Genomic DNA, 18935 nt, shown 5'->3' with positions numbered 1-18935 from the left:
ACACACCGTGCGCTCCGTGGAACACCGTACGACTATGCGCACACTGTACGCAAGAGAGAACGACGTACGAGAACATCGCCACCCGTACGCACCCCGCGCATGCTGTGCGCTACGGTGGCCGGACCGGGAGAGAGGAAGCCGAATGTCCCCCCAGAAGCAGGCCGAAGCGGAGCCGCCGCCGCCCGTCCAGTCGGTGTGGACCCGCCCCCGGGCCGGCCGCGAACAGCCGGCGCTGAGCCGGGACCAGATCGTCGCCGAGGCGCTACGCCTGCTCGACTCCGACGGCATCGACGCCCTGAGCATGCGCAAGCTCGGCACCCGCCTCGGCGCCGGAGCAACCTCGCTCTACCGGCACGTGGCCAACAAGGACGAGCTCATCGAGCTGGCCATCGACGAGATCTACGGCGAAATCGAAATCCCCCGGTCCACCGACCCCTCGACCTGGCGCACGGACGCGACCCTCTGCGCCCAGAGCCTGCGCGCGACGATGCTGCGCCACCCGTGGATCGCCTCGGTGCTCGGCGAGATGGGCATGTCGTACCTCGGCCCGAACGCGATGCGCCTGGCCGAGTTCCTGCTCGCCCTCTTCACCCGCGCGGGCCTGCCCACGACCGAGGCCGACCAGGCCGCCTCGACCCTCGTCGCCTACGTCACCGGCATGGCCACCAGCGAGGCCGCCTACCTCAACGTCCTCGCCCGCAGCGGCCACACCGAACAGCAGTACGTGGAGAGCCTCTGGCCCACCGCCGAACAGGCCGCCGAGTCCTACCCCCACCTCCGCGAGGGCTACGCCGAACAACGCGGCAAGGATCCCCGCACCGCCCGCGACGAGAATTTCCAGTACGGCCTCGACCGCGTCCTGGACGGCCTGGAAACCCGAATCGCCCACTGACCGAACGCCAGAACCCCCACCCCACCGAATCCGCTAGGCTAGTCGCCGGGTCTCACCGAGATCCCCCCGCCTTCGTAGCTCAGGGGATAGAGCACCGCTCTCCTAAAGCGGGTGTCGCAGGTTCGAATCCTGCCGGGGGCACCATGCCTGACCAGGCACGATGCATCAGAAAGGCCCCTCGGAAGTGATCTCCGAGGGGCCTTTTGGCCTTGCATGGGAACGAATGGGAACGCGCCGTCAGGCAAGCGTCCTCGTCCTCCGTGGAAACGACGCCTTCGTCTTCCGAAGGGCTGTCCCGTAATCGGGGCGCCTGTCTCGACGTAGGGTCTGGGAGACGGTGCGCTCAGTGCCGTTGGCTCGGCCACCAGGGAGTGCGTCGTTGGACCGGAACCCCACCTGTTGCTTCTGCTACCTGATCATCGATCTTGATCAGGACCTGGGGGCGACCGAGCTCAGACTTGGTGCGGTTGACCCGGCGCGGGGCGGTGATGTGCGGCAATGGGCCTACTCACACTCAAACTGTCTGCGCGAGCGCATCCACGCGAGTATCGACCTCTGGTGGGAGTTGTGAGGCCAAAGGGCGGTCCCTGGACGGGCGATCTCGGATGAAATGATCTTGCGGTGTCTGGTGTGATCACGGCGTCGGAGCCCTCTTGGATAGTCCCGTTCACCGGGCTGAGCCCGCGCTGCTTCGGGAAGTTGGTGACCGCGCTGCGCCGCGAGGGTGCGGACGCCGTGCGCAAGGGGCGGCCGTGGGGGCTGCCCCTTGAGGACCGGGTGCTGCTCGTCGCGGCGTACTGGCGGACGAACTTGACCATGCGCCAAATTGCTCCGCTGTTCGGTGTCTCGAAGTCGGCTGCCGATCGGATCATCGACCAGCTCGGCCCACTCCTCGCACTCCAGCCCAGACGCCGATTCGCGAAAGACACAGTGCTCATCGTGGACGGCACACTTGTCCCCACCCGCGACCACACGATCGCCGAACAGTCCAAGAACTACCGGTACTCCACCAACCACCAAGTCGTCATCGACGCCGACACCCGCCTGGTCGTCGTGGTCGGCAAACCGCTACCGGGCAACCGCAACGACTGCAAGGCCTGGGAGGAATCCGGTGCCAAGGCCGCCGTCGGAAAGACCATGACGATCGCCGACGGCGGCTATCCCGGCACCGGGCTCGTGATGCCGCACCGCCGCAGGGCCGGCGAGGAACTCCCCGACTGGAAGCAGGAACACAACCGCTCGCACAAGAGGGTCCGCGCCCGCGTCGAGCACACCTTCGCCCGCATGAAGGCGTGGAAGATCCTGCGCGACTGCCGTCTCAAAGGCGACGGCGTCCACCAAGCCATGCTCGGTATCGCCCGCCTCCACAATCTCGTCCTTGCCGGGTAGGACCGCGCGCCGCACGCCGACCGGCCCCGTCCACGCCGACTCAAAAATCATTTACGGGACAGCCCTGAGAGAGGAAACGCTGGAAGTCTCCTCCGGTTCCTGGATGCCGTCCCACGTCTGCTTACCTAACACCGACGGCGCCCCAGATGCACCGGATGTCACCGTGACTCTCCTGTTCACTTCCATAGACGCTTCCGCGATCGGCTAGGAAGACGTGGGGCGCAGGCCTGTCATCAGCGCGAAGTCGGCATTTCCGGTCCGGATGTTCGGCTCGGCGCGCGGCACCAGTCGGGGCTGCCTACGCTTGAGGGGCAAACTGCCCGGCGCGCAGGGGGATTCCCGCGATTAGCGGGTTTCGCGTCCGGCTTCCCACAGCACTGGAAGGCGGTCCGGATATGGCCACTGCGTCTGAGACTCCTGTCCTCGACACGATCACTGCTATGACCATTGACTCCATCGAACATTGCCACATGGACAAGCGGTCGCTGATCCAAGCCCGCATTGCCGCACTCGTGGCCATGGACGCACCGGCAATCTCCTATCTGGCCCACATCGACCCTGCGGTCAAGGCCGACTTCACTGTCGAGCAGCTGCAGGATCTTCTCGTTGCGATCGCCCCCGTCGTGGGGACGGCACGCGTCATGTCGGCGGCAGCCCACATCGCCCAGGCGTTCGGTGTCGCCATCGCACTTGCGGATGCCGAGGCCGAGGCCATAGCCGAGGCAGAAGCCCAGAGCCGCAGCAATCCCTGAATGGAGCGTCCGCCATCAACGCCAGGCAGTCCGGCCAGGTCCCGCTGCGCGCCCTGGGGCTTCTGTTCGTCCAGGAGCCGGGCAAGCTCGCGGCCCACCCGCCGAAGGGCGCGGGCAGGCCTGCGTGATGGCCCGCCGCAGCGGCCACGGGATCGGGTTCCGGCTGCGTGCCGTTCCCGGCGTCCGCACCGTTGCGTCCTACCAGCGCGCATGGCTGGCCAAGGACGTGGTCGCAGGCATCGTGCTCACCACCCTGCTGGTGCCGCAGGGTATGGCGTACGCCGAGCTGGCGGGCCTGCCGTCCATCACCGGCCTGTACACGACCATCCTCTGCCTGCTCGGCTACGCGGTGTGCGGACCGTCCCGGATCCTGGTCCTGGGCCCTGACTCCTCGCTCGGGCCGATGATCGCCGCCACCGTGCTGCCCCTGGTGGCCTCGGACGGGGACCCCGACCGGGCCGTGGCACTGGCCTCGATGCTCGCGATCATGGTGGCAGGGATCATGATCCTGGCCTCGGTGGCGAAACTCGGCTTCATCGCCGACCTGATCTCCAAGCCGACGATGATCGGCTACATGAACGGCCTTGCGCTCACGATCTTCATCGGGCAGTTGCCCAAACTGCTCGGGTTCAAGGTCGAGGCCGACAACCTGGTCGGCGAGTGCGTCGGTCTGGTGCAGAAAATCGCCGACGGGGCGATGGTACCGGCCTCGGCAGCGATCGGAGTCGGCGGCATCGCTCTGATTCTGGTGCTGCAGCGCACGGTGCCGAAGATCCCCGCAGTGCTGGTGATGGTGGTCCTGGCGATCGCCTCGGTCGCCGTGTTCGGCTTGGGCGAGCACGGCGTCAGCCTGGTCGGCGAGCTTCCCCAGGGCTTCCCACCGTTCACGGTCCCCGACGTCCGTGCGTCCGACCTGGCCCCGCTGTTCGGCGGTGCGTTGGGCATCGCCCTCGTGTCGCTGGCCGACACGATCTCCAACGCGTCCGCCTTCGCGGCCCGCACCGGGCAGGAGGTGCGCGGCAACCAGGAGATGGCGGGGGTGGGAGCCGCGAATCTGGCCGCCGGTCTCTTTCAGGGCTTCCCCGTCAGCACCAGCGGCTCCCGGACGGCCGTGGCGGAGCGGGCCGGGGCGAGGAGCCAGCTCACCGGCGTCGTCGGAGCGGCGCTGATCGTCCTCATGCTCCTGCTCGCCCCGGGGATGTTCCGCAATCTCCCCCAGCCCGCCCTCGCCGCCGTCGTCATCACCGCCTCGTTGTCCCTGGCCGACGTAGCGGGAAGCGTACGGCTGTGGCGGCAGCGCCGGACCGAGTTCCTGCTGTCGGCCGCCGCCTTCCTCGGGGTGGCCCTGCTCGGCGTCCTGCAGGGCATCGCCATCGCCGTCGCCCTGTCCGTGCTCAACGTTTTCCGGCGGGCCTGGTGGCCATACGACACCGCGCTCGGGAAAGTCGACGGGCTGGAGGGATACCACGACGTACGGTCCTACCCGCAGGCCCAGCGACTGCCCGGACTCGTGATCTACCGGTTCGACGCGCCGCTGTTCTTCGCCAACGCCAAGACCTTTCGCGACGAGGTGCGGCGGCTGGCCGCCACCGAGTCACGGCCCGAGTGGATCGTCATCGCCGCCGAGCCGATGACCGACGTGGACACCACCGCCGCCGACATGCTGGAGGAGCTGGACGAGGCCCTCAACGCCGAACAGGTCCACCTGGTCTTCGCCGAGCTCAAGGATCCCGTGCGGCGCAAGATCGAGCGTTATGAGCTGACCCGCACCATCGACCCAGGCCACTTCTTCCCCACCGTGGAGGCCGCCGTCGCCGCGTTCCGCCTGCGCACCGGAGCAGAGTGGACGCGGCCGGGGACGGAGCAGCCCGGGACGCAGCCCCCACCGACGGAGGGCAAGCAGTGAGGGGGCGGATCACGAGGCACCCGTCCCAGCCGCCCGACCCGTCCTCAGGACCAGGCGCCCTTCACGTTCCCGCGCTAGTCCGCGAATCGCACCCATGTCGCCGCCCACGATCGGGGCGTCGGAGGCTTCGCAGTAGAAATACAGCCGGAGCTGGCCGGCCACCGCGTTGCCCACCCTCACCGGGGCTGAAGCGCCTGAAGGCGTCATTGCGGCGAGCCCGGACAGGCCGAGTTCCAGCAGGGCGGGGCGTTCACCGCGTCCAGGCTTCGAGATGCGGTCACCGGCACCTGCTGGATACGCTCGCTGAGTGGCCGGGTGATGATGGCCCAAGGCCGTGGCGCAGCAGCCGCCCCACCCCGACGGCGGAAACGAAAACTTCCGCAATCCAAACCTCTGCAGTGTTCACGCCTCCACGGGAGGAAGGTTGCGATGAGGTTCACCCGCATGCGTACAGCAAAGGCCACCACGGCAGCCCTGGTCACCATCCCGCTCGTGCTCGGAGGTCTGGCGTCGCCGAGCCACGCACAGGATGCGTCTCCCAGCCCGTCGGGGACGTTCGGTCCCGGCTGTTCGGCGCTCTCCCAGAAGGTCAGCACGGTCAAAGACAAGGTCGTAGAGGCTGCGGCCGCATATCCACAGCTCAGCCAGCTGGTCTCAGCCGCGGTCAGAGCAAAGCTGACCGGCACCCTCGACGGGAAACCCGATCTCACCATCTTCGCTCCCAACGACCAAGCCTTCCAGAAGGTGACCGTGTCGCAGCTCGCCTCGCTCCTCAGCAATCAGGGGCAGCTGAAGAAGGTGCTGACCTACCACGTCGTGGACCAGCAGATCACCCCGGACGAACTCCCCAACGGCTCCTTCACGACGGTGGAAGGCAGCAAACTGACCACGTCGGGCTCGGGCACCGACTTCAAGGTCAACGGCAAGGCGAACATCGTCTGCGGCAACATCAAGGCCGCGAACGCCACCATCTACGTCATCGACGCGGTTCTCCAGCCCCCGTCCTGACTCATGGCTCTCGTTCCCGGCGCGGGGCGACCCGTGCGGACTCGGGAACGAAAGTTCCCTCGCGCAGCTTCCGGCCCGTGGCCGCACTTGTGTGCGTCGCCGTGTGCGCCCATCAGCACGTCTCGTCGAGCGTGAGGGACGCCGTACCGTCGGCCTCCGGAAGGTGCAGTCGGTGACCGCGTGTGGGCAGTTGCTCCTTGCCGGATGGCTCTCCGGCTGCGTCGGCCGGACAACCGGAGGAGGATGGCGTCGGGCGGACCATCAGGCCCGGAGTACCGGGGATCTGCCGTCTGCGCTGCTGAGCGAAGTGATGCCGACGGAAGGCTCCGGCGATGAGCGGCGAAGGATGGGCCGGCGTGGCGGTGGCGGGTGTCACGGCCGCATACGCCCTGGGCTCGCGGCGGCTGGCGTCGTCACCGGTGTCGTCGGCGATGTAGTGGGCGTCCGCGGCTACGTCGGCCAACCCGAGATCCTCCGGAACATCCTCTAATACGGACCGGCCCCGCAGACCAGCCCGAGCAGCTAGCCTGTGCCCACCGGCCATCTACAGCCCGCGCAGACGATGCGATGGCCCCCGACCTCAAGTGGCAGGGGCGGGGCCCTTGTCGCCCCCAAGGGGTCTGCGGTGCTCACCGCTTCGGCGACCCCAGCTGGCCTCAGCCGACTCCCCCGCGCCCGTTCCCAACGTTCTCCGAGGGCCCCTCATGGGAACGTCATGGGAACGTCATGGGAACGGAAGGCCGTGTAAAGGCAGGGAAAGATCGGACAGGGACGGAAGACCGCACCATGCCGACCAGCAGGAACAGCGAAGCCAGGGAAAGGTCATCACAGACAGGGAAGACAATAGGCTCTCTCCTAAAGCGGGTGTCGCAGGTTCGAATCCTGCCGGGGGCACCAGGGAAGAGGCCACCTACGGATCTCCGTAGGTGGCCTTTTGACCAGTCGGCCGTGACCGTCGAGTCGGTGAAGTCGGCGGAGGGGATCTGATGGTGCGGCTGTACTAGTCCCCGGGGCGGCGGGCGCGGGCCACCTCGGTCCGGGGTTCCCGGTGGGCCGGACCGAGGTGTCAGGCCTGCTGGAACGGCGGCTGCACGAGAGCGACTTGGCCTTCGGGCTACGACCGTTCCAGATCCTCACGCGGAGCCTGCGCCCGGAGTGACTACTTGCGTCCCACGCCCTTGTCGCCGATGTGGAAGATCCTGTGGCTGTCGCGGGCCATGTCGACGACAAGCTTGGTGGTGGTGTTGCCCCAGGTGAGGGTGACGACGGCCTCCGTGTAAGTGCGGGTGGTGCCGTTGTCGGTGACCTTCCAGGCGAGCGGGACGTTCTGGGCGCGCAGGACACCGTCGGCGTGCTCCCTCTTTTCCCAGGCCGCCAGCTCCTTCTGGAAGGCGGGGGTGAGGTAGTGGCTGCGCAGGGCCTGTCCGAGGTGGCCGCGGTCCTCGCCGAGCACCGCGTCGCTGTAGGCGCCGTAGAAGTCGGCGATGCGGGTGATGTTGTCGGACGGCTTGCCGCTGACGCTGCGCGGGGCGCCGGCGGATGCCTGGGCGGTGGCGCCGAGGCCGAGAGCGATGGCGAGAACGCCGGCGGTCAGGACGGTGCGGGTCTTGCTGCTCATGTGTGTTCCCTGCTTTTCGAGTCGTGACGAATCGCGCCGAATGGCGCTGTCGGTGGGCGATGGGCCGCCCTCCCCACCCCCGTGGCGGAGGGCGGCCCCGGTCATGCGGTCAGTGGAGCTTGTTCACGGCCGTGACGGTCCTGCCGGCCCAGCCGACGGAGAGCAGACGCAGAACAGACGGATGTCAGAGGCGCCCCAGGAGATCACCGTGTGCAGGCCGTGGACTTGGGTGCTCACCTCAACAGGCAGCGTGCTGTAGTCCTTCAGCGCGGCCTCGGTCTCCGGGCCGGCCTTCTCGATGGATGCCGCACAGGACTTGATGTTCTTGGTCAGCCGCGAGCCGAGCCGTCGGCGCCCAGCTTCATGCTCGGACAGCGGTCCTGTTCCACCGCCTCCGGTACGCCTCCGGCGACCTTGCCGGTCGTTCAGGACGAGCTCGGGTGCGGCGGGAGATCGGCCGCCGCGAGGAAACCGGGCGCCTTGGCCGAGGCGTTCGCCGGTGTGACGAGCGTCGCGCCGGGGGCGGGGCCCGTGACGGTGAACGTGAGGCCTGTGACGGTGAGCGCGAGGAGCGTGCCTGCTCGGGTGCGCTTGGGCATGGGTGTCCCCCGTGGATGAGTGGATGGTGTCGGCTGTCGCCCGCCGCCGGCTGGTCGGTCCGGCCCTGGTCGGTGCGACACCAAGAGCATCGGCCGTCACGGCGGCCCGGCGCAACGCCGGACGCCCGTCCGGCGACGGTGGAACCATCCCAGCCCATCTGACGTGCAGGTATAAGGACCGCCTGGGATACGGGGATACGTGAGAGGACGGGGGCACGGTGTCGACCGGGGACGACGTCGAGCAATTCGCGGCGCTGCTGCGCCGGCTGAAGGACCGCACGGACCGGAGCTACGGCTCCCTGGCCCGGCGCCTCAACATGAACACCTCCACGCTGCACCGCTACTGCGCGGGCGAGGCGGTTTCGCAGGACTATGCCCCGGTGGAGCGCTTGGCCGCCTTCTGCGGAGCGACACCGGAGGAACGCCTCGAACTGCACCGCCTGTGGCTGCTCGCGGTGACGGCACGACAGCGGTCGAGGACGAGTGAGAGGGCGGCAGAGCCGGCAACGGCCGAGGAGGCAGCGGAGCCGACGAACGCCGAGGGGGTGCCGGAGCCGGCAGGTGGCCGCCGGGCTTCGGGTCCCGACAGCCGGACGGCGCTGGGCGCGGGCGGCAGCACGGACGACATCGGTGGTGACGGGGACGGCACGAGCGGTGCACCACGGCGACTCGACGCGAGCGCATCCGACGCGGGCGCATCCGACGCCGGGCCGCCCGCTTCCGACGCTCCCGGACCAGGCAGTCCCGAGCCGACGGTCCAGTGGGATGCGGCCCGCTCGACCGGACGGCCCTGGTACCGCCGTGGCCGCACCGCCGTCGGCGCCGCCACGGCGACCGTGCTGCTGGTGACGCTGGGCAGTCTGTCGGCGCTGTCGGCCGACCGGTCTCACGACAACTCGGCCAAGGCCACCGGTCGGTCCGGTACGACAGAAACCGGCACGTCACACCACCCCTCGGCCACTGCAACCAGCCCCTCCCACAGCCCTGCGTCGGCCTCGCCTTCAGCAGGAGCACGGGCTACGGGGAGTCCCGAGGCAAAGGGCGGACCGTCGGCGGGCACGAAGAGCGACGCCCCCACGCCGACCGGTGTGCCGCTCGCCTGGACCGTCGACTCTCAGATCTGGGACGGAGGTTGCGGGTACGACTACGTCATCGACAAGGAGCCGACCCAGGTGCCCCCGCCGCCGGTGGAGCAGAACGCCGGAGTGTGGGCGGCGACGCAGGGGGCGGCGCCGGGGCGGCAGACGATGGTGCAGATCTCGGTGCAGGGGAAGTCGTCCACGGCCGTGGTCCTGGAGGCGCTCCGGGTCCGTATCGTCAGCCGCGGAACCCCGGTCACCGGCAACGCGTACGCCATGGGCCAGGGCTGCGGCGGCGGCCTGACGCCCCGTGACTTCTCCGTGAACCTGGACATCAACCGCCCGATCCCTCACGCCCGCGCCGTGCAGTTCCCCTACCGCGTCTCCGCCGAGGACCCGGAGGTGCTGCTGGTCACCGCGACGACCGAGACCTACGACTGCAAGTGGTACCTGGAACTCGACTGGTCCTCCCAGGGCCGCACCGGCACGGTCCGCATCGACGACCACGGCCGCCCGTTCCGCACCAGCAGCATCAAGGGCCTGTCCCATTACTGGTACGGCACGAACGGACACGGTGTGCGTCAGTGGGTGCCCACCGACTCTTGACGTACGCCACACGGCCAGCGACGCCCCGGCCTGCCCTGAGTCCCGCCGGCCCCACTGACATCGAGCGCTGACACCAACGGCCATAAACAGCCGCCGCTGTCAGCGGATACCCACGACCCCAGTGCAGAAAGGAAGGCCTCACCTTGCCAGGGATGGATCGAACTCCTAAAGCGGGTGTCGCAGGTTCGAATCCTGCCGGGGGCACCGAGAGAAGGACCAGCTCAGGAGGATTTGCCTCCCAGGCTGGCCCTTCACCGTTTCAGGCGCCGTGCCACACGCGTGCCACTACGTCCGTGCGGAGCCCTTGTCGACGTTGTCCGAGGGGTCTCCCCGGCCGTCGCGGATCATCGCGCCGAGGCGGTCAGCGATGGCCCGATCACGGTCGCCGGTCATGTGCTGATAGACCAGCGCGGCCCGCGAGCTGCTGTGGCCCATCCGCGGTCGGCAAGGCCTGCCTCGCCCTCGGCTCGCCAGCGGCGGACCCACTTGTGGGCCGTTGCTCTCGAGACGCCCATTTCGGCCGCCACATGAGCGACCGGGCGGCCGGAGCAGACACGTTCGACCAGCAGCCGCCTGCCGTGAACGGTCAGCCGGGCATTACGGTGGGACACGAAGACCTCCGTGCGGTGTGTTCCCAGACAGCTCCACCACACCGGAGGTCTTCCCCATGATCAAGCACCGGCGAGTGTCAACAACGCTCGTGATCAATACACCTAGCCCGCGTCCAGGTCGACGTCTTCCCAGTGGAGCCCAAGCGCCCCCCTCGGCGGAGCGAACGTCAGGGCCACGACCCATCGGGCGCTGTTGCGGAGCTTGGCAGCCTCAACGAACCGCTCCTCCTCAAGCCAAATGCGTCAGGTCGTGATCCAGAGTGGCTCACCTCTGGTGGGAGGGGACATCGACGAAACGTCTGAATGTCTCCAGGGCCAGCCGGTCCGTCGCGGCGCTCCGGCCGGACAGACGATGGACGAGGACCCAGCCCTGCGGTGCGGCGCCCGCGAAGACCGAGGCGCCACCCGTTGCGCCGTTGTGCCACAGCAGGCGTCCCGCTTTCTGCCAGGCCGGTGCAGGCTCGCCGAGCCTGCGGTCGACCAGCAGGCCGGTGACGAGGCGGGCGGTGGCTTCGGGCGTGGCCCACAGGCCGCCGGCGGGCAGGATCGCGCCAGTCATGGTCCAGAGCCGCTTCGGTCGTCCGAATAGCCCCCGGCGGCACAGCCGTCTGCCGGGCGGCGGGCCGGCGGCGACGTCGGTGACGCCCAGGGGGTCGAGGACATGCCGGTGCAGGAGTTCCTCGTACGGAGTGCGGGTGGCCGCGACCAGGGCAGCGCCCAGCAGGGCGTATCCGAGGTTGGAGTATTCCTCGGTGGAGCCTGCGGGAGCCGTGACCAGGGTGTCCAGCTGCCGTACGACCGCGTCCAGGGCCTGGGTGTCGAAGGCCGCGTAGGGGTCGCGGCCGCCGATTTCAGGGGGCAGCCGTGGCAGACCCGAGGTGTGCTCGGCGAGGTGGCGCAGGGTGATGCCGGTGCCCCCGGGCGCGGGCAGGAACGACTCCAGCGGGTCGTCGAGGCTCAGAACACCGCGGCCGGTCAAGGCGGTCAGGACGGTTGCAGTGAGCGTTTTGGTCAGGGACCCGATCTGCACGAACAGGTCCAGGCTGTGGCCGTTGTGTACCCGTGGCGGCTCGAAGCTGCTGAGTATGCAGGTGGGAACTCGGATCATGTTGGCCTTCAGTCGTGCGTCCGGGGCAGCGCGCATGCCGCCGTGCCTCCAGGCATGCGGTGCCGGTGGATGGCTACCTGGCGATAGACGAGTCGAGCGGCCTGCCTGATGACGGGCGCGCGCAGGAGCAGCGCCGTGGCTCGGTATCGGAAACGGGGTGACGACGCGAGGTAGGCACCAAGCGCCTGCGCTCCGGAATCGCCCACGTGGGCCCCGCGGAAGACGAGGACTTCTCGGTCGAGGCGTTCCCGGTGCGGCCGGGTGACGTGGCCCGCATCCGTGGCCTGGCATGGCGTTGCAGACGGGTGATGGTCGCCTGGCAGAAACCGCAGTCGCCGTCGAAGGCGAGCGTGGGCGCGTCGGGACCGAGGGCTGCCGAGAGGTCTGTGCGCACGGTCTTGTCCTCCTGTGCAGGGTTCGTGGGCCAGGGCCGGGGCAGGCATGAGCCACCCCTGAAGAGCCGGTCAGGCGCGTGTGAGCCAGAGTTCAAGCACGGCCTCCCGCTCGCGCGACCGTAGGATCTTGGTCGGCCGGGTCTGTTCCCACCATTCGGTCATGACGGCGGGCGTGGCGGTGCCCTGGGTGAAGTCGCTGAGCAACCGCCGTGAGAGAGCGACCTCGCGCGGGGAGTAGGCGACGGAGGCGCTGGAGTAGACCGGCGTCCGGTAGGTGCCGTCGGGCGCGATGACGGAGACGGTCATCTCGGTCGGGCTGCTCGGCACCCAGGCGTCCAAAGCTGCTGCGACGAAGCTCGCGGCGTGGGTCGCCCAGCGTTGCGGAGCGGAGCGGGTCGGGACTTCGGTGATCTCCAGGCCGGCGAGGTCGGACCATGTCCACTCCCGTGGGTGCGGACCGATGACGCGGGGCCCCGCTGTCGTGAGCACCATGTTGGGGGCCGGTGCTGTTGCCGGGGCTCCCACGTACACGCCGTCCGCCGAGACCCAGAACAGTCCCACCGTGGCGCCGTCCTCGGCGGGGTGAAGAGGCGGGGTTTCTTCCATGTCCTGTCGGTCTCCTTGGTCGACCCGGTGAAACTGAGAGCTTGCCTGGCACCCGACGCTGATGCGCCGTTTTTTCGGCCAAGGGCGCAGGGAAGGCTGTGCGGACCCCTCTGTGCAGATGCCCGGGGCCCCTCTGTTGTACGGACTCCCTTATACGGACTCCTCAGTGAGCGCTCCTTCGCGGGCGTGCTCGGTGCGCTGCTGCGTCTTCCGGGCCCACCGGCTCAGCCGTACGGCCAGCTCGCGCGCCATGGAGACGACCTTGCCGAGTTCCTTGTCGAGGAAGACGAGGCCACAGGCGATCATCGTCAAGGCGAAGCCGGTCAGACCCATGCACACCGCGATAGCGAGGTGGAAGCTGATCGAGGATGAGCTGGCCCGACGCCGGCACGAGAAGCTGGTCGACCAGCGTGAGTCGCTGATGCGGACCACGCTCTGGCCCGAGTACCAGGGCTACTACGGGCAGCTGAACCTGAGCGGCGATGGCCTTACGGACATGGGCGAGCTCAAGGACGTCCGGCGTGCCGCTCGTGAGGCAGGGCGTCGTCTCGGCTGAAAGACAACCACCCATCTCGTCGGCAGCCGACTCTTCGTACTCGACGAGCGGGATGTGCCGGAGGAGATCGAGCAGCCGGCCTGGGATGCAGCCGCTGCTGCGATTGACCAGGCTTGGGAGGAAGGCCACCGACCGGCGGCTGACCTGATCCATTAGACACACATCCGGTAGGCGCCTGCCGCGTTGGCCAACGCCTCGACCTGCGTGTCGTCGAGGTAGACGTGGCCGGTCGGGGCCGCCTTCGGGAGGGGCACACCGGCAGCCGGATTGACCTCCAGGCGAAGGGACTTGACCACGTAGCCGAGGACCTGGCCGAGGATGACGTACGCCTTGCGGACCGAGCGTGGGGCTGAGCTTCCGGCCGCCCGTCGCCTGGCCGGACAGCATGTCGGCGAGCCACTCGGAGACGTCTTCGAAACGGATGCGGTCCAGGGGCGTGGTGCCCCACCTCGGGATCACGTGGGCGTCGAGAACACCGCGGTATCGGTTGCGAGTTGATCGCTTGAGGTGGATCTGGGCGGCCAGCCAGGAGTCCGCCACCTCCGCGAACTTCACGCGCGCCGCGGCCGGGTCGCGACCCCACATCCGCCGGCTGCAACCGCGACCGCCGCATCTTGGGGAACTCCCCCAACCGCGGCTCCTTGTTCATGCGCCGAGTATCGAGCACCCGGATGCCAGGCAGCCTGCCCCTGGCAAGGGCAGGCTGCAAGGGCCCGGCGCCAGCACACTCGGAGCCACGAGCAGGACGCAGGGTCGGCCCTCCCCGGCACTTCACTCTCCTTGCCGCGCCCCTGCCGCCTGCGGCCCGCCTGAACGACAAGGACACGTCGGCGCCGGCCGGTCTCGCCTCCGCCGTCGAAGCCCTGAGCCGCCGCCCCCACTTCCCACAGCACAGAAACCGCGTACCAAGTGATCAATTTTGGCCATACAACCGACGTCCCATTCGCCGCGTTCGACAAAGACGGTCTGCCCCCACACCTGCACATACTCGTGCGCGATGCCGTTCACTTGCCGGACGCTGGTAAGACAACCACCGACGGCACGTCGATATCCGCGATGTCCGCAGCCCTGTGGCAGTTCGTGCGAGTTCGCCACGGAACGCGGCTGGGCCCGCACGGCATGGACGTCTTCGATCGCGGCCGCGGCGGGAGGGACGGGGCGGAGTACCGCCACGCGAACGCCCATGTGCCGCCGCCGCGTTCCCCGCACGACGACGACGGTAGCCCGGCATCCGCCGCCGCCCGGTCGACCGCGGACGGCACACAACGGACGGCGGACGGCGGTACGAACGCGTGAAGTCCAAGCTCGATCCGCTGTCCATGGCGGCGATGGCAGTCACCGTGGTCTCCGTCTCCGCCACCGCCCCGCTCACCGCCGCCGCCTCCGCCTCGCCGCTCGCCATGGCCTTCTGGCGCAACTGCCTGGGCTTCGCCGTACTCGGGCCTCTCCTGGTGTTATTGCGCCGGCGTGAGGTGGTGCGCGTCGCACGGGGCGAGCGCGGCGTCCTGCGCCGGGAGCAGTGGCGGCCCCTGGTCTTCGGCTTTCTCGCGGCCACGGCGCTGGCCCTCCACTTCGCGGCCTTCATGACGAGCACCCGGCTGACCTCGGTCGCCATGTCCACGGCGCTCGTCGCCACCCAGCCCGTCTGGCAGGCTCTCATCGCCGCGGGGCAGGGCGTCCGGTCGTCCCGCCGGACGTGGGTGGGTCTCGCGCTGTCCGTGGTGGGAGCGGCAGCGGCGGGCGGTCTCGACATCAGGTCCGGCGGTACGGCGCTGCTGGGGGACCTGCTCGCCCTCGTCGGGGCCGTCGCCCAGGCCGGGTACACCGCGCTGAGTGAACGGTCGCGCGCGGATGTGAGCACACCGCTGTATTCGACGTTCACTTCGCTGGTCTGCGGTCTGGAACTCCTCGCCGTCTGCCGGTTGGCCCACATCCCGCTGACGGGCTTCGACAGATCCACGCAACTGTCGCTGCTCGGGCTGCTCATCCTTCCCCAGATCCTGGGGCTCGGCTCACTGAACTTCGCCCTCGGCAGGACATCGGCGACGACAATGAGCGTCCTGCTCCTGCTGGAGACCCCCGTGGCGGCGCTCGCCGCGTGGTGGTTCCTGGGACAGGGCATCAAGCCCGCGACCGTGCCCGGGCTCCTGTTGATCATCGTCGGCGTCACGGTCGTGGTGACGAGCGGCGGCGTGGAACAAGCCACGGCACAGCAGGGCAGACACCGCAGTACAGGAACACCGCCGTACCCGGCCTATGCCCCGTACACACCCCAGCCCCCGTACACACCCCAGCCCACCCCGCAGCACCTGACGTTCCCGCACTCCGCCAAACGGGACCCCAGAGTGAACTGGGCAAGGTACACCGGGAACGAGAGCCCAACGGTCACCCTCACCTATCACGGTGCGGGGGCGTACGACACCTTGTTCTTACGCATGCCGCACGCGGCGGAAGAGGAGCCGGGCCGGGACAAAGACGACAGGTAGGAAGCGGCCCTGCCGGCACTGACAGCGGCGGGGCAAAGCCGCCAACGCCCGCGGCGCCGCCCGGCTCGGGCAGACCGCACCGCTGGGTGAGCCGTCGCATCCTTGTCGGCGGGGGACGGGTCGGCTGAGTCCTGGGCCGTCTCCGGGCCGTCCGAGGCACAGACGAATCGGTTTCGGCCGGAACGGAGACCACCACGATCCCGAACGGCATCACTCCAGGTCAGGGCAGACAGAAGGATGCCGGTGAGTTCGCAGGAGAGGGTGGCGGCGAGGTGCCGCCGTCCTCTCCGCGAAGGAGACTGACCGCGTTCGTACCAACGTCATGTGGATGGTCGCCCAGACGCTGGGGTTCTCGGACCCCAACTTCGACGTCTACGAGTTCGCCGAAGCCTGCGGTGTGAACACGCTCACCCAGCGGGGCGCGAAGGACGGCGGGATCGCAGCGGGCTTTCGCACATGGCACGGCCAGCACGCGCGTCCCGGCACGTGGACGTTCGATCCCCTGGTTGAGGCCATCACCACGGACACAAGCGATCGCTACCACAGAGCTGCACTCGTCTCACCTCGCTCCTAAAGTGGTGGTCCCGTCCAGGCACCCTCTCTACCCTGTCCGCATGTGCCGATACGCGACCCGCTACAAACCGCACTTCGTGTGTCTTGCGTGCCGGTCGTCGTTCAAGCAGAGCCCGCTGTCGCCGCGGGCGCATCCGTGCCCGCGCTGCCGTACCCCGATGATCAATGCTGGGTTCGACCTTGCTGTCCCTCGCCGTAGAGACAAGAGCGCTTGGGAGGCACTTGAGGCCACGCTGCGTGCCAGCCTCACCTTCCACTCGTGCGGTTGCGGCGGCCCCGGCTACCGACCGCGCTCGACCGCAGAGGTCCGGGAGCGACGCCGGGCGGCGAGGCAGCTGGGGCTGCTGGAGCAGACGACGCTGGAGCGCTACGACCCTTGGGAAGAACTAGCGCGGTGAGGTGGTGCGCGTACAGCAGCGAAAAACAGTAACCCCAGCAACCAGCAGCGCCCAGCGGTGGCCCTCATAGCCATCGTGGTAGCCCCTATGACCTTCAATGACCGATCTCTGTAGAGCTACGGATCAGAAGGTCTAGCCGTCACGGCCGTTGGCCCGCCTGCGACCAGAACCGGGGGCCAGGTGGGCGCCAGCAGTCACCGATGCCGCCCGTTACTTCCCTTCGTCGACGCCGGGACCGATCATGAGGTTCATGGTGTCAAGCATCGTCGTTCAGTACACCGATCTCCTACGGACCAGCGAGTACGACCTCTGGCGCAGGTTGCGAGAGCTGTTGAAGGGCCAGGGGCTCGACCCAGACCGGACGGTTGTCGTCGATCTCCTGCAAGAGGGCCCAGAGCGCGGTGCTTCACGGCTGGACCGATATCACTGACCGCTGGCGGACCGGATCGCGGGCTGCTCTCACTGCGGGCGCCTTCGCATGGATGGCCCAGCTCGAAGGACGAGGTTGATCTCAGCGCGAGCGGAGAGGTTGGCCCCCGCTGTGTGTCCAACTGCGTGACAACTCCGACGAACAGCGGCGGACGAGCTCGGACGCCCATGGACGATCGCCGCAGGTGAGGGGCCACACCAACCCAAGGCAGCGGCCCCCGCTCAGTTGCTTCGGGACGAAGAGGTCATCGCGCAGGGTTCGGCCACGGAGCTTCCGCCGTCGGGACTTGCTCTGGTGGACGGCTCACTCTTCATCTGCCGTCCGTGGGCCTCGTTTTCACCCTTTGCCGAGAATCGCCCGCGCGGAGGGCCCCACCCGCGATCGGGGCCCTCTCGTGGCCGATTACACCTCGTTGAAGCCACGCGACGCGTCGTAGATGTCAGCCTCGATGACGACCACGAAGAAGCTCGTCACGACGTAGTGGACCATTACGCGGTCTTCCCAGGCCGCGCGCGTCACAGTGTCGGTTCTGTAGGCAAGGTGACTGTCGGCGCCTTCAGGCTCAGCTGCGATCCTGTCGACGAGCCGCAGGAACTTTTCCCGATCTGCCATCGGCATGTAGTCACGGAACCGCACAACCTGCTCGGTGAACTGCACGCGTCTCTTCATCGAGGCAGGATTCTATGGACACGGCGCAGGCCCCTGCGGGGAATATCGGTCGGGGGCTACTCGCCTGCCGGCGGCTGAGGCGACAGCCTTTTGCCGGGTGCCGGAGACGAGGCCGGATTGTCCATCCCCAGGATGGTGCGGCAGTCGCCGCACGTGTGTACTCGATGCCGCCGTTGCCGAGCTTCTTCGTGGCCGTAGGGTGCCCTGGCACGCGCGCGCCCGAGCCGTCGGCGCACCCGCCAGCATGGCTGACTGTCATGAGCTGAGGCTCAAGCGTTCCAAGGTCCAGCCTCCTCACTGGCTGCTCAACGAAGGAGCCGTGCCAGTGGCGTGCCAGATCGCGCGGGGAACCACGGGGAACAGCGGGCACTGGCCCCGGGTGTGACCGGGGCTCCCACGCCACTCCACCGCAGGTCAGTGCAGCAACCGCCCCCAGAAGACCCAAGCTTCCCAAGCTGAGGGCTCCGGCACTGTCGTTACGGTCCGGCCGGCGCGGCTTGCTCTGGTCGACCGCACCGGCAACGTGGCTGAGGCCGGTGGGGGTGCAGCGAGGCACACGCGCGCCTGATCGGTCGGCGTCCTCACCGTGGTGGCTGACTGTCGTCGACTGAGGCCCAGCCGAACCCGCAGGCGTCGTCGTCCTACAGAAGCGTCCAGTCCACCCGCCCCGCCCCACCGTCGAGATACGCGTGCGGAGACCCGATGCCCGACGGCAGCCCATTCCGGTGCCCGGTGCCCAAGCCGCCCTGCGCCAGCCCGAACCGGCGTGCCGCCACCCGGTACTGCGCGGGCGTCCAGCGGTGGGGCCGGCGTCGCGGCCACGTCCTCCAGCCACAGCGCGACGCTGCGCTCGCTCCGGTCGACTCGGGCCAGCAACTCCGGCAGCCTGATCCCGGCTGCGCGCGGCACGCCTGCGGCGGTTCTTCTCCACGTCGCTGACGTCGAGGTCGCCACCGCCGGGCAGGTGCGGGGCCAGCTTCACGGTCACCGTGTGGGTGGCCCTGGTGCCGCTCTCCTTCTTCCCGGTCAGGCTGATCACGCTCCACCGCAGTCCGCCGTCGACTCCCTTGGTGCCGGTCAGTTCCAGACCGAGTTCCAGCGTGATCTCCCCCAGTGCGAATAGCACTCCCCGGCGCCCGCGGAGCCAGCGATCCGGTCCTGTGCCTCGGCGATCTGGTCCCGCAGCAGGGCGATCGCGTCCGCCAGATCCATCCACCCCTGATCCGCACCGCTTGTGTTGCCCACCGCAATCCC

The 18935-nt window shown here is 68.6% G+C and carries 21 protein-coding genes, 1 tRNA gene and 2 pseudogenes; 11 read left to right on the top strand and 13 right to left on the bottom strand.

Translation table 11 applies throughout. The features are described from left to right. Positions 1 to 142: 142 nt before the first annotated feature. The 6 genes from ACFVWD_RS18425 (at position 143) to ACFVWD_RS18400 (ending at position 5947) form a co-directional block, all read left to right on the top strand. Positions 143 to 892, top strand: a complete 750-nt coding sequence (locus tag ACFVWD_RS18425) for a TetR/AcrR family transcriptional regulator (protein ID WP_389597268.1) — start codon at positions 143 to 145, stop codon at positions 890 to 892. A 68-nt stretch (positions 893 to 960) separates the two neighbouring features. Beyond that, positions 961 to 1036: transfer RNA gene (locus ACFVWD_RS18420), tRNA-Arg, on the top strand. A 477-nt stretch (positions 1037 to 1513) separates the two neighbouring features. Continuing rightward, on the top strand, positions 1514 to 2281 hold the full coding sequence (locus tag ACFVWD_RS18415) for a transposase (protein ID WP_389597266.1): 768 nt from the start codon (positions 1514 to 1516) through the stop codon (positions 2279 to 2281). 395 nt (positions 2282 to 2676) lie between these two features. Further along, positions 2677 to 3033, top strand: coding sequence for a carboxymuconolactone decarboxylase (locus ACFVWD_RS18410; protein WP_389597264.1), 357 nt, complete (start codon positions 2677 to 2679; stop codon positions 3031 to 3033). Positions 3034 to 3160: 127 nt separating this feature from the next. Then, positions 3161 to 4939 (top strand): SulP family inorganic anion transporter, encoded by a 1779-nt coding sequence (locus ACFVWD_RS18405; RefSeq protein WP_389597263.1) that lies wholly within the window; start codon positions 3161 to 3163, stop codon positions 4937 to 4939. A gap of 444 nt (positions 4940 to 5383) precedes the next feature. Next, complete coding sequence (locus ACFVWD_RS18400) at positions 5384 to 5947, top strand: fasciclin domain-containing protein (protein ID WP_389597261.1); 564 nt, start codon at positions 5384 to 5386, stop codon at positions 5945 to 5947. A gap of 112 nt (positions 5948 to 6059) precedes the next feature. On the opposite strand, the gene ACFVWD_RS18395 is transcribed toward ACFVWD_RS18400, so the two are convergent. The 3 genes from ACFVWD_RS18395 to ACFVWD_RS18385 form a co-directional block, all read right to left on the bottom strand. Further along, positions 6060 to 6410 carry a hypothetical protein gene (locus ACFVWD_RS18395; RefSeq protein WP_389597260.1) on the bottom strand — a complete coding sequence of 117 codons (351 nt, stop codon included), beginning with the start codon at positions 6408 to 6410 and terminating at the stop codon, positions 6060 to 6062. A gap of 696 nt (positions 6411 to 7106) precedes the next feature. Then, positions 7107 to 7565 carry a hypothetical protein gene (locus ACFVWD_RS18390; protein ID WP_389597258.1) on the bottom strand — a complete coding sequence of 153 codons (459 nt, stop codon included), beginning with the start codon at positions 7563 to 7565 and terminating at the stop codon, positions 7107 to 7109. A 425-nt stretch (positions 7566 to 7990) separates the two neighbouring features. After that, positions 7991 to 8164: a hypothetical protein gene (locus tag ACFVWD_RS18385; protein ID WP_389597256.1), complete on the bottom strand. Its 174-nt coding sequence runs from the start codon at positions 8162 to 8164 to the stop codon at positions 7991 to 7993. 218 nt (positions 8165 to 8382) lie between these two features. Between ACFVWD_RS18385 and ACFVWD_RS18380 the strand changes: the two genes are divergently transcribed. Continuing rightward, positions 8383 to 9849, top strand: a complete 1467-nt coding sequence (locus ACFVWD_RS18380) for a helix-turn-helix domain-containing protein (protein WP_389597254.1) — start codon at positions 8383 to 8385, stop codon at positions 9847 to 9849. A 285-nt stretch (positions 9850 to 10134) separates the two neighbouring features. On the opposite strand, the gene ACFVWD_RS18375 is transcribed toward ACFVWD_RS18380, so the two are convergent. The 5 genes and pseudogenes from ACFVWD_RS18375 to ACFVWD_RS18355 all read right to left on the bottom strand — a co-directional run bounded on the left by ACFVWD_RS18375 (position 10135) and on the right by ACFVWD_RS18355 (position 12902). Continuing rightward, a complete protein-coding gene (locus ACFVWD_RS18375) occupies positions 10135 to 10284 on the bottom strand; it encodes an integrase (protein WP_389597252.1) in 150 nt (49 codons plus the stop codon). 2 nt (positions 10285 to 10286) lie between these two features. Beyond that, a pseudogene (locus tag ACFVWD_RS18370) lies at positions 10287 to 10460 on the bottom strand (helix-turn-helix domain-containing protein); the annotation flags it as partial. Between the two features lie 265 nt (positions 10461 to 10725). After that, complete coding sequence (locus ACFVWD_RS18365) at positions 10726 to 11604, bottom strand: serine hydrolase domain-containing protein (RefSeq protein WP_389597250.1); 879 nt, start codon at positions 11602 to 11604, stop codon at positions 10726 to 10728. Positions 11605 to 12032: 428 nt separating this feature from the next. Further along, positions 12033 to 12569: a hypothetical protein gene (locus ACFVWD_RS18360; RefSeq protein WP_389597249.1), complete on the bottom strand. Its 537-nt coding sequence runs from the start codon at positions 12567 to 12569 to the stop codon at positions 12033 to 12035. A 150-nt stretch (positions 12570 to 12719) separates the two neighbouring features. Continuing rightward, positions 12720 to 12902 carry a hypothetical protein gene (locus ACFVWD_RS18355; RefSeq protein WP_389597309.1) on the bottom strand — a complete coding sequence of 61 codons (183 nt, stop codon included), beginning with the start codon at positions 12900 to 12902 and terminating at the stop codon, positions 12720 to 12722. On the opposite strand from ACFVWD_RS18355, the gene ACFVWD_RS18350 reads away from it, so the two are divergent. Then, a complete protein-coding gene (locus ACFVWD_RS18350) occupies positions 12901 to 13125 on the top strand; it encodes a hypothetical protein (protein ID WP_389597307.1) in 225 nt (74 codons plus the stop codon). The genes ACFVWD_RS18355 and ACFVWD_RS18350 overlap by 2 nt on opposite strands. Positions 13126 to 13277: 152 nt before the next feature. On the opposite strand, the gene ACFVWD_RS18345 is transcribed toward ACFVWD_RS18350, so the two are convergent. Continuing rightward, positions 13278 to 13421 (bottom strand): hypothetical protein, encoded by a 144-nt coding sequence (locus ACFVWD_RS18345; protein WP_389597305.1) that lies wholly within the window; start codon positions 13419 to 13421, stop codon positions 13278 to 13280. 148 nt (positions 13422 to 13569) lie between these two features. Continuing rightward, positions 13570 to 13710 (bottom strand): annotated as a pseudogene (locus ACFVWD_RS18340) (site-specific integrase); the annotation flags it as partial. A 471-nt stretch (positions 13711 to 14181) separates the two neighbouring features. On the opposite strand from ACFVWD_RS18340, the gene ACFVWD_RS18335 reads away from it, so the two are divergent. From ACFVWD_RS18335 to ACFVWD_RS18325, 3 genes are all read left to right on the top strand, one after another. Next, positions 14182 to 14421, top strand: a complete 240-nt coding sequence (locus tag ACFVWD_RS18335) for a hypothetical protein (protein ID WP_389597248.1) — start codon at positions 14182 to 14184, stop codon at positions 14419 to 14421. Further along, positions 14418 to 15611, top strand: coding sequence for a DMT family transporter (locus ACFVWD_RS18330; protein WP_389597247.1), 1194 nt, complete (start codon positions 14418 to 14420; stop codon positions 15609 to 15611). The genes ACFVWD_RS18335 and ACFVWD_RS18330 overlap by 4 nt, the downstream gene beginning before the upstream one ends. A gap of 328 nt (positions 15612 to 15939) precedes the next feature. Then, positions 15940 to 16185: a hypothetical protein gene (locus ACFVWD_RS18325; RefSeq protein ID WP_389597246.1), complete on the top strand. Its 246-nt coding sequence runs from the start codon at positions 15940 to 15942 to the stop codon at positions 16183 to 16185. Positions 16186 to 17414: 1229 nt separating this feature from the next. Here ACFVWD_RS18325 and ACFVWD_RS18320 read toward each other — a convergent pair. From ACFVWD_RS18320 to ACFVWD_RS18310, 3 genes are read right to left on the bottom strand one after another with little or no spacing between them, the layout of a single operon-like run. Beyond that, complete coding sequence (locus tag ACFVWD_RS18320; protein WP_389597244.1) at positions 17415 to 17669, bottom strand: hypothetical protein; 255 nt, start codon at positions 17667 to 17669, stop codon at positions 17415 to 17417. Then, complete coding sequence (locus ACFVWD_RS18315; RefSeq protein ID WP_389597242.1) at positions 17635 to 18807, bottom strand: trypco2 family protein; 1173 nt, start codon at positions 18805 to 18807, stop codon at positions 17635 to 17637. Before ACFVWD_RS18315 ends, ACFVWD_RS18320 begins: the two co-directional genes overlap by 35 nt. Continuing rightward, positions 18759 to 18893 carry a hypothetical protein gene (locus ACFVWD_RS18310; protein ID WP_389597241.1) on the bottom strand — a complete coding sequence of 45 codons (135 nt, stop codon included), beginning with the start codon at positions 18891 to 18893 and terminating at the stop codon, positions 18759 to 18761. Before ACFVWD_RS18310 ends, ACFVWD_RS18315 begins: the two co-directional genes overlap by 49 nt. Between the last annotated feature and the right edge of the window lie 42 nt (positions 18894 to 18935).

The sequence above is a fragment of the Streptomyces sp. NPDC058086 genome (genome assembly GCF_042885015.1).
Classification (GTDB): Bacteria; Actinomycetota; Actinomycetes; order Streptomycetales; family Streptomycetaceae; genus Streptomyces.
This window is presented reverse-complemented; position numbering and strand designations above follow the sequence as displayed.

Bases quoted from the DNA above. Each gene is read 5' to 3' on its own strand.
- ACFVWD_RS18390 (WP_389597258.1), bottom strand. From the start codon at position 7,565: ATGAGCAGCAAGACCCGCACCGTCCTGACCGCCGGCGTTCTCGCCATC.
- ACFVWD_RS18375 (WP_389597252.1), bottom strand. From the start codon at position 10,284: ATGGGCCACAGCAGCTCGCGGGCCGCGCTGGTCTATCAGCACATGACC.
- ACFVWD_RS18405 (WP_389597263.1), top strand. From the start codon at position 3,161: ATGGCCCGCCGCAGCGGCCACGGGATCGGGTTCCGGCTGCGTGCCGTT.
- ACFVWD_RS18335 (WP_389597248.1), top strand. From the start codon at position 14,182: ATGTCCGCAGCCCTGTGGCAGTTCGTGCGAGTTCGCCACGGAACGCGG.
- ACFVWD_RS18360 (WP_389597249.1), bottom strand. From the start codon at position 12,569: ATGGAAGAAACCCCGCCTCTTCACCCCGCCGAGGACGGCGCCACGGTG.
- ACFVWD_RS18400 (WP_389597261.1), top strand. From the start codon at position 5,384: ATGCGTACAGCAAAGGCCACCACGGCAGCCCTGGTCACCATCCCGCTC.
- ACFVWD_RS18350 (WP_389597307.1), top strand. From the start codon at position 12,901: ATGCACACCGCGATAGCGAGGTGGAAGCTGATCGAGGATGAGCTGGCC.
- ACFVWD_RS18310 (WP_389597241.1), bottom strand. From the start codon at position 18,893: ATGGATCTGGCGGACGCGATCGCCCTGCTGCGGGACCAGATCGCCGAG.
- ACFVWD_RS18355 (WP_389597309.1), bottom strand. From the start codon at position 12,902: ATGGGTCTGACCGGCTTCGCCTTGACGATGATCGCCTGTGGCCTCGTC.
- ACFVWD_RS18365 (WP_389597250.1), bottom strand. From the start codon at position 11,604: ATGCGCGCTGCCCCGGACGCACGACTGAAGGCCAACATGATCCGAGTT.
- ACFVWD_RS18385 (WP_389597256.1), bottom strand. From the start codon at position 8,164: ATGCCCAAGCGCACCCGAGCAGGCACGCTCCTCGCGCTCACCGTCACA.
- ACFVWD_RS18425 (WP_389597268.1), top strand. From the start codon at position 143: ATGTCCCCCCAGAAGCAGGCCGAAGCGGAGCCGCCGCCGCCCGTCCAG.
- ACFVWD_RS18325 (WP_389597246.1), top strand. From the start codon at position 15,940: ATGGTCGCCCAGACGCTGGGGTTCTCGGACCCCAACTTCGACGTCTAC.
- ACFVWD_RS18410 (WP_389597264.1), top strand. From the start codon at position 2,677: ATGGCCACTGCGTCTGAGACTCCTGTCCTCGACACGATCACTGCTATG.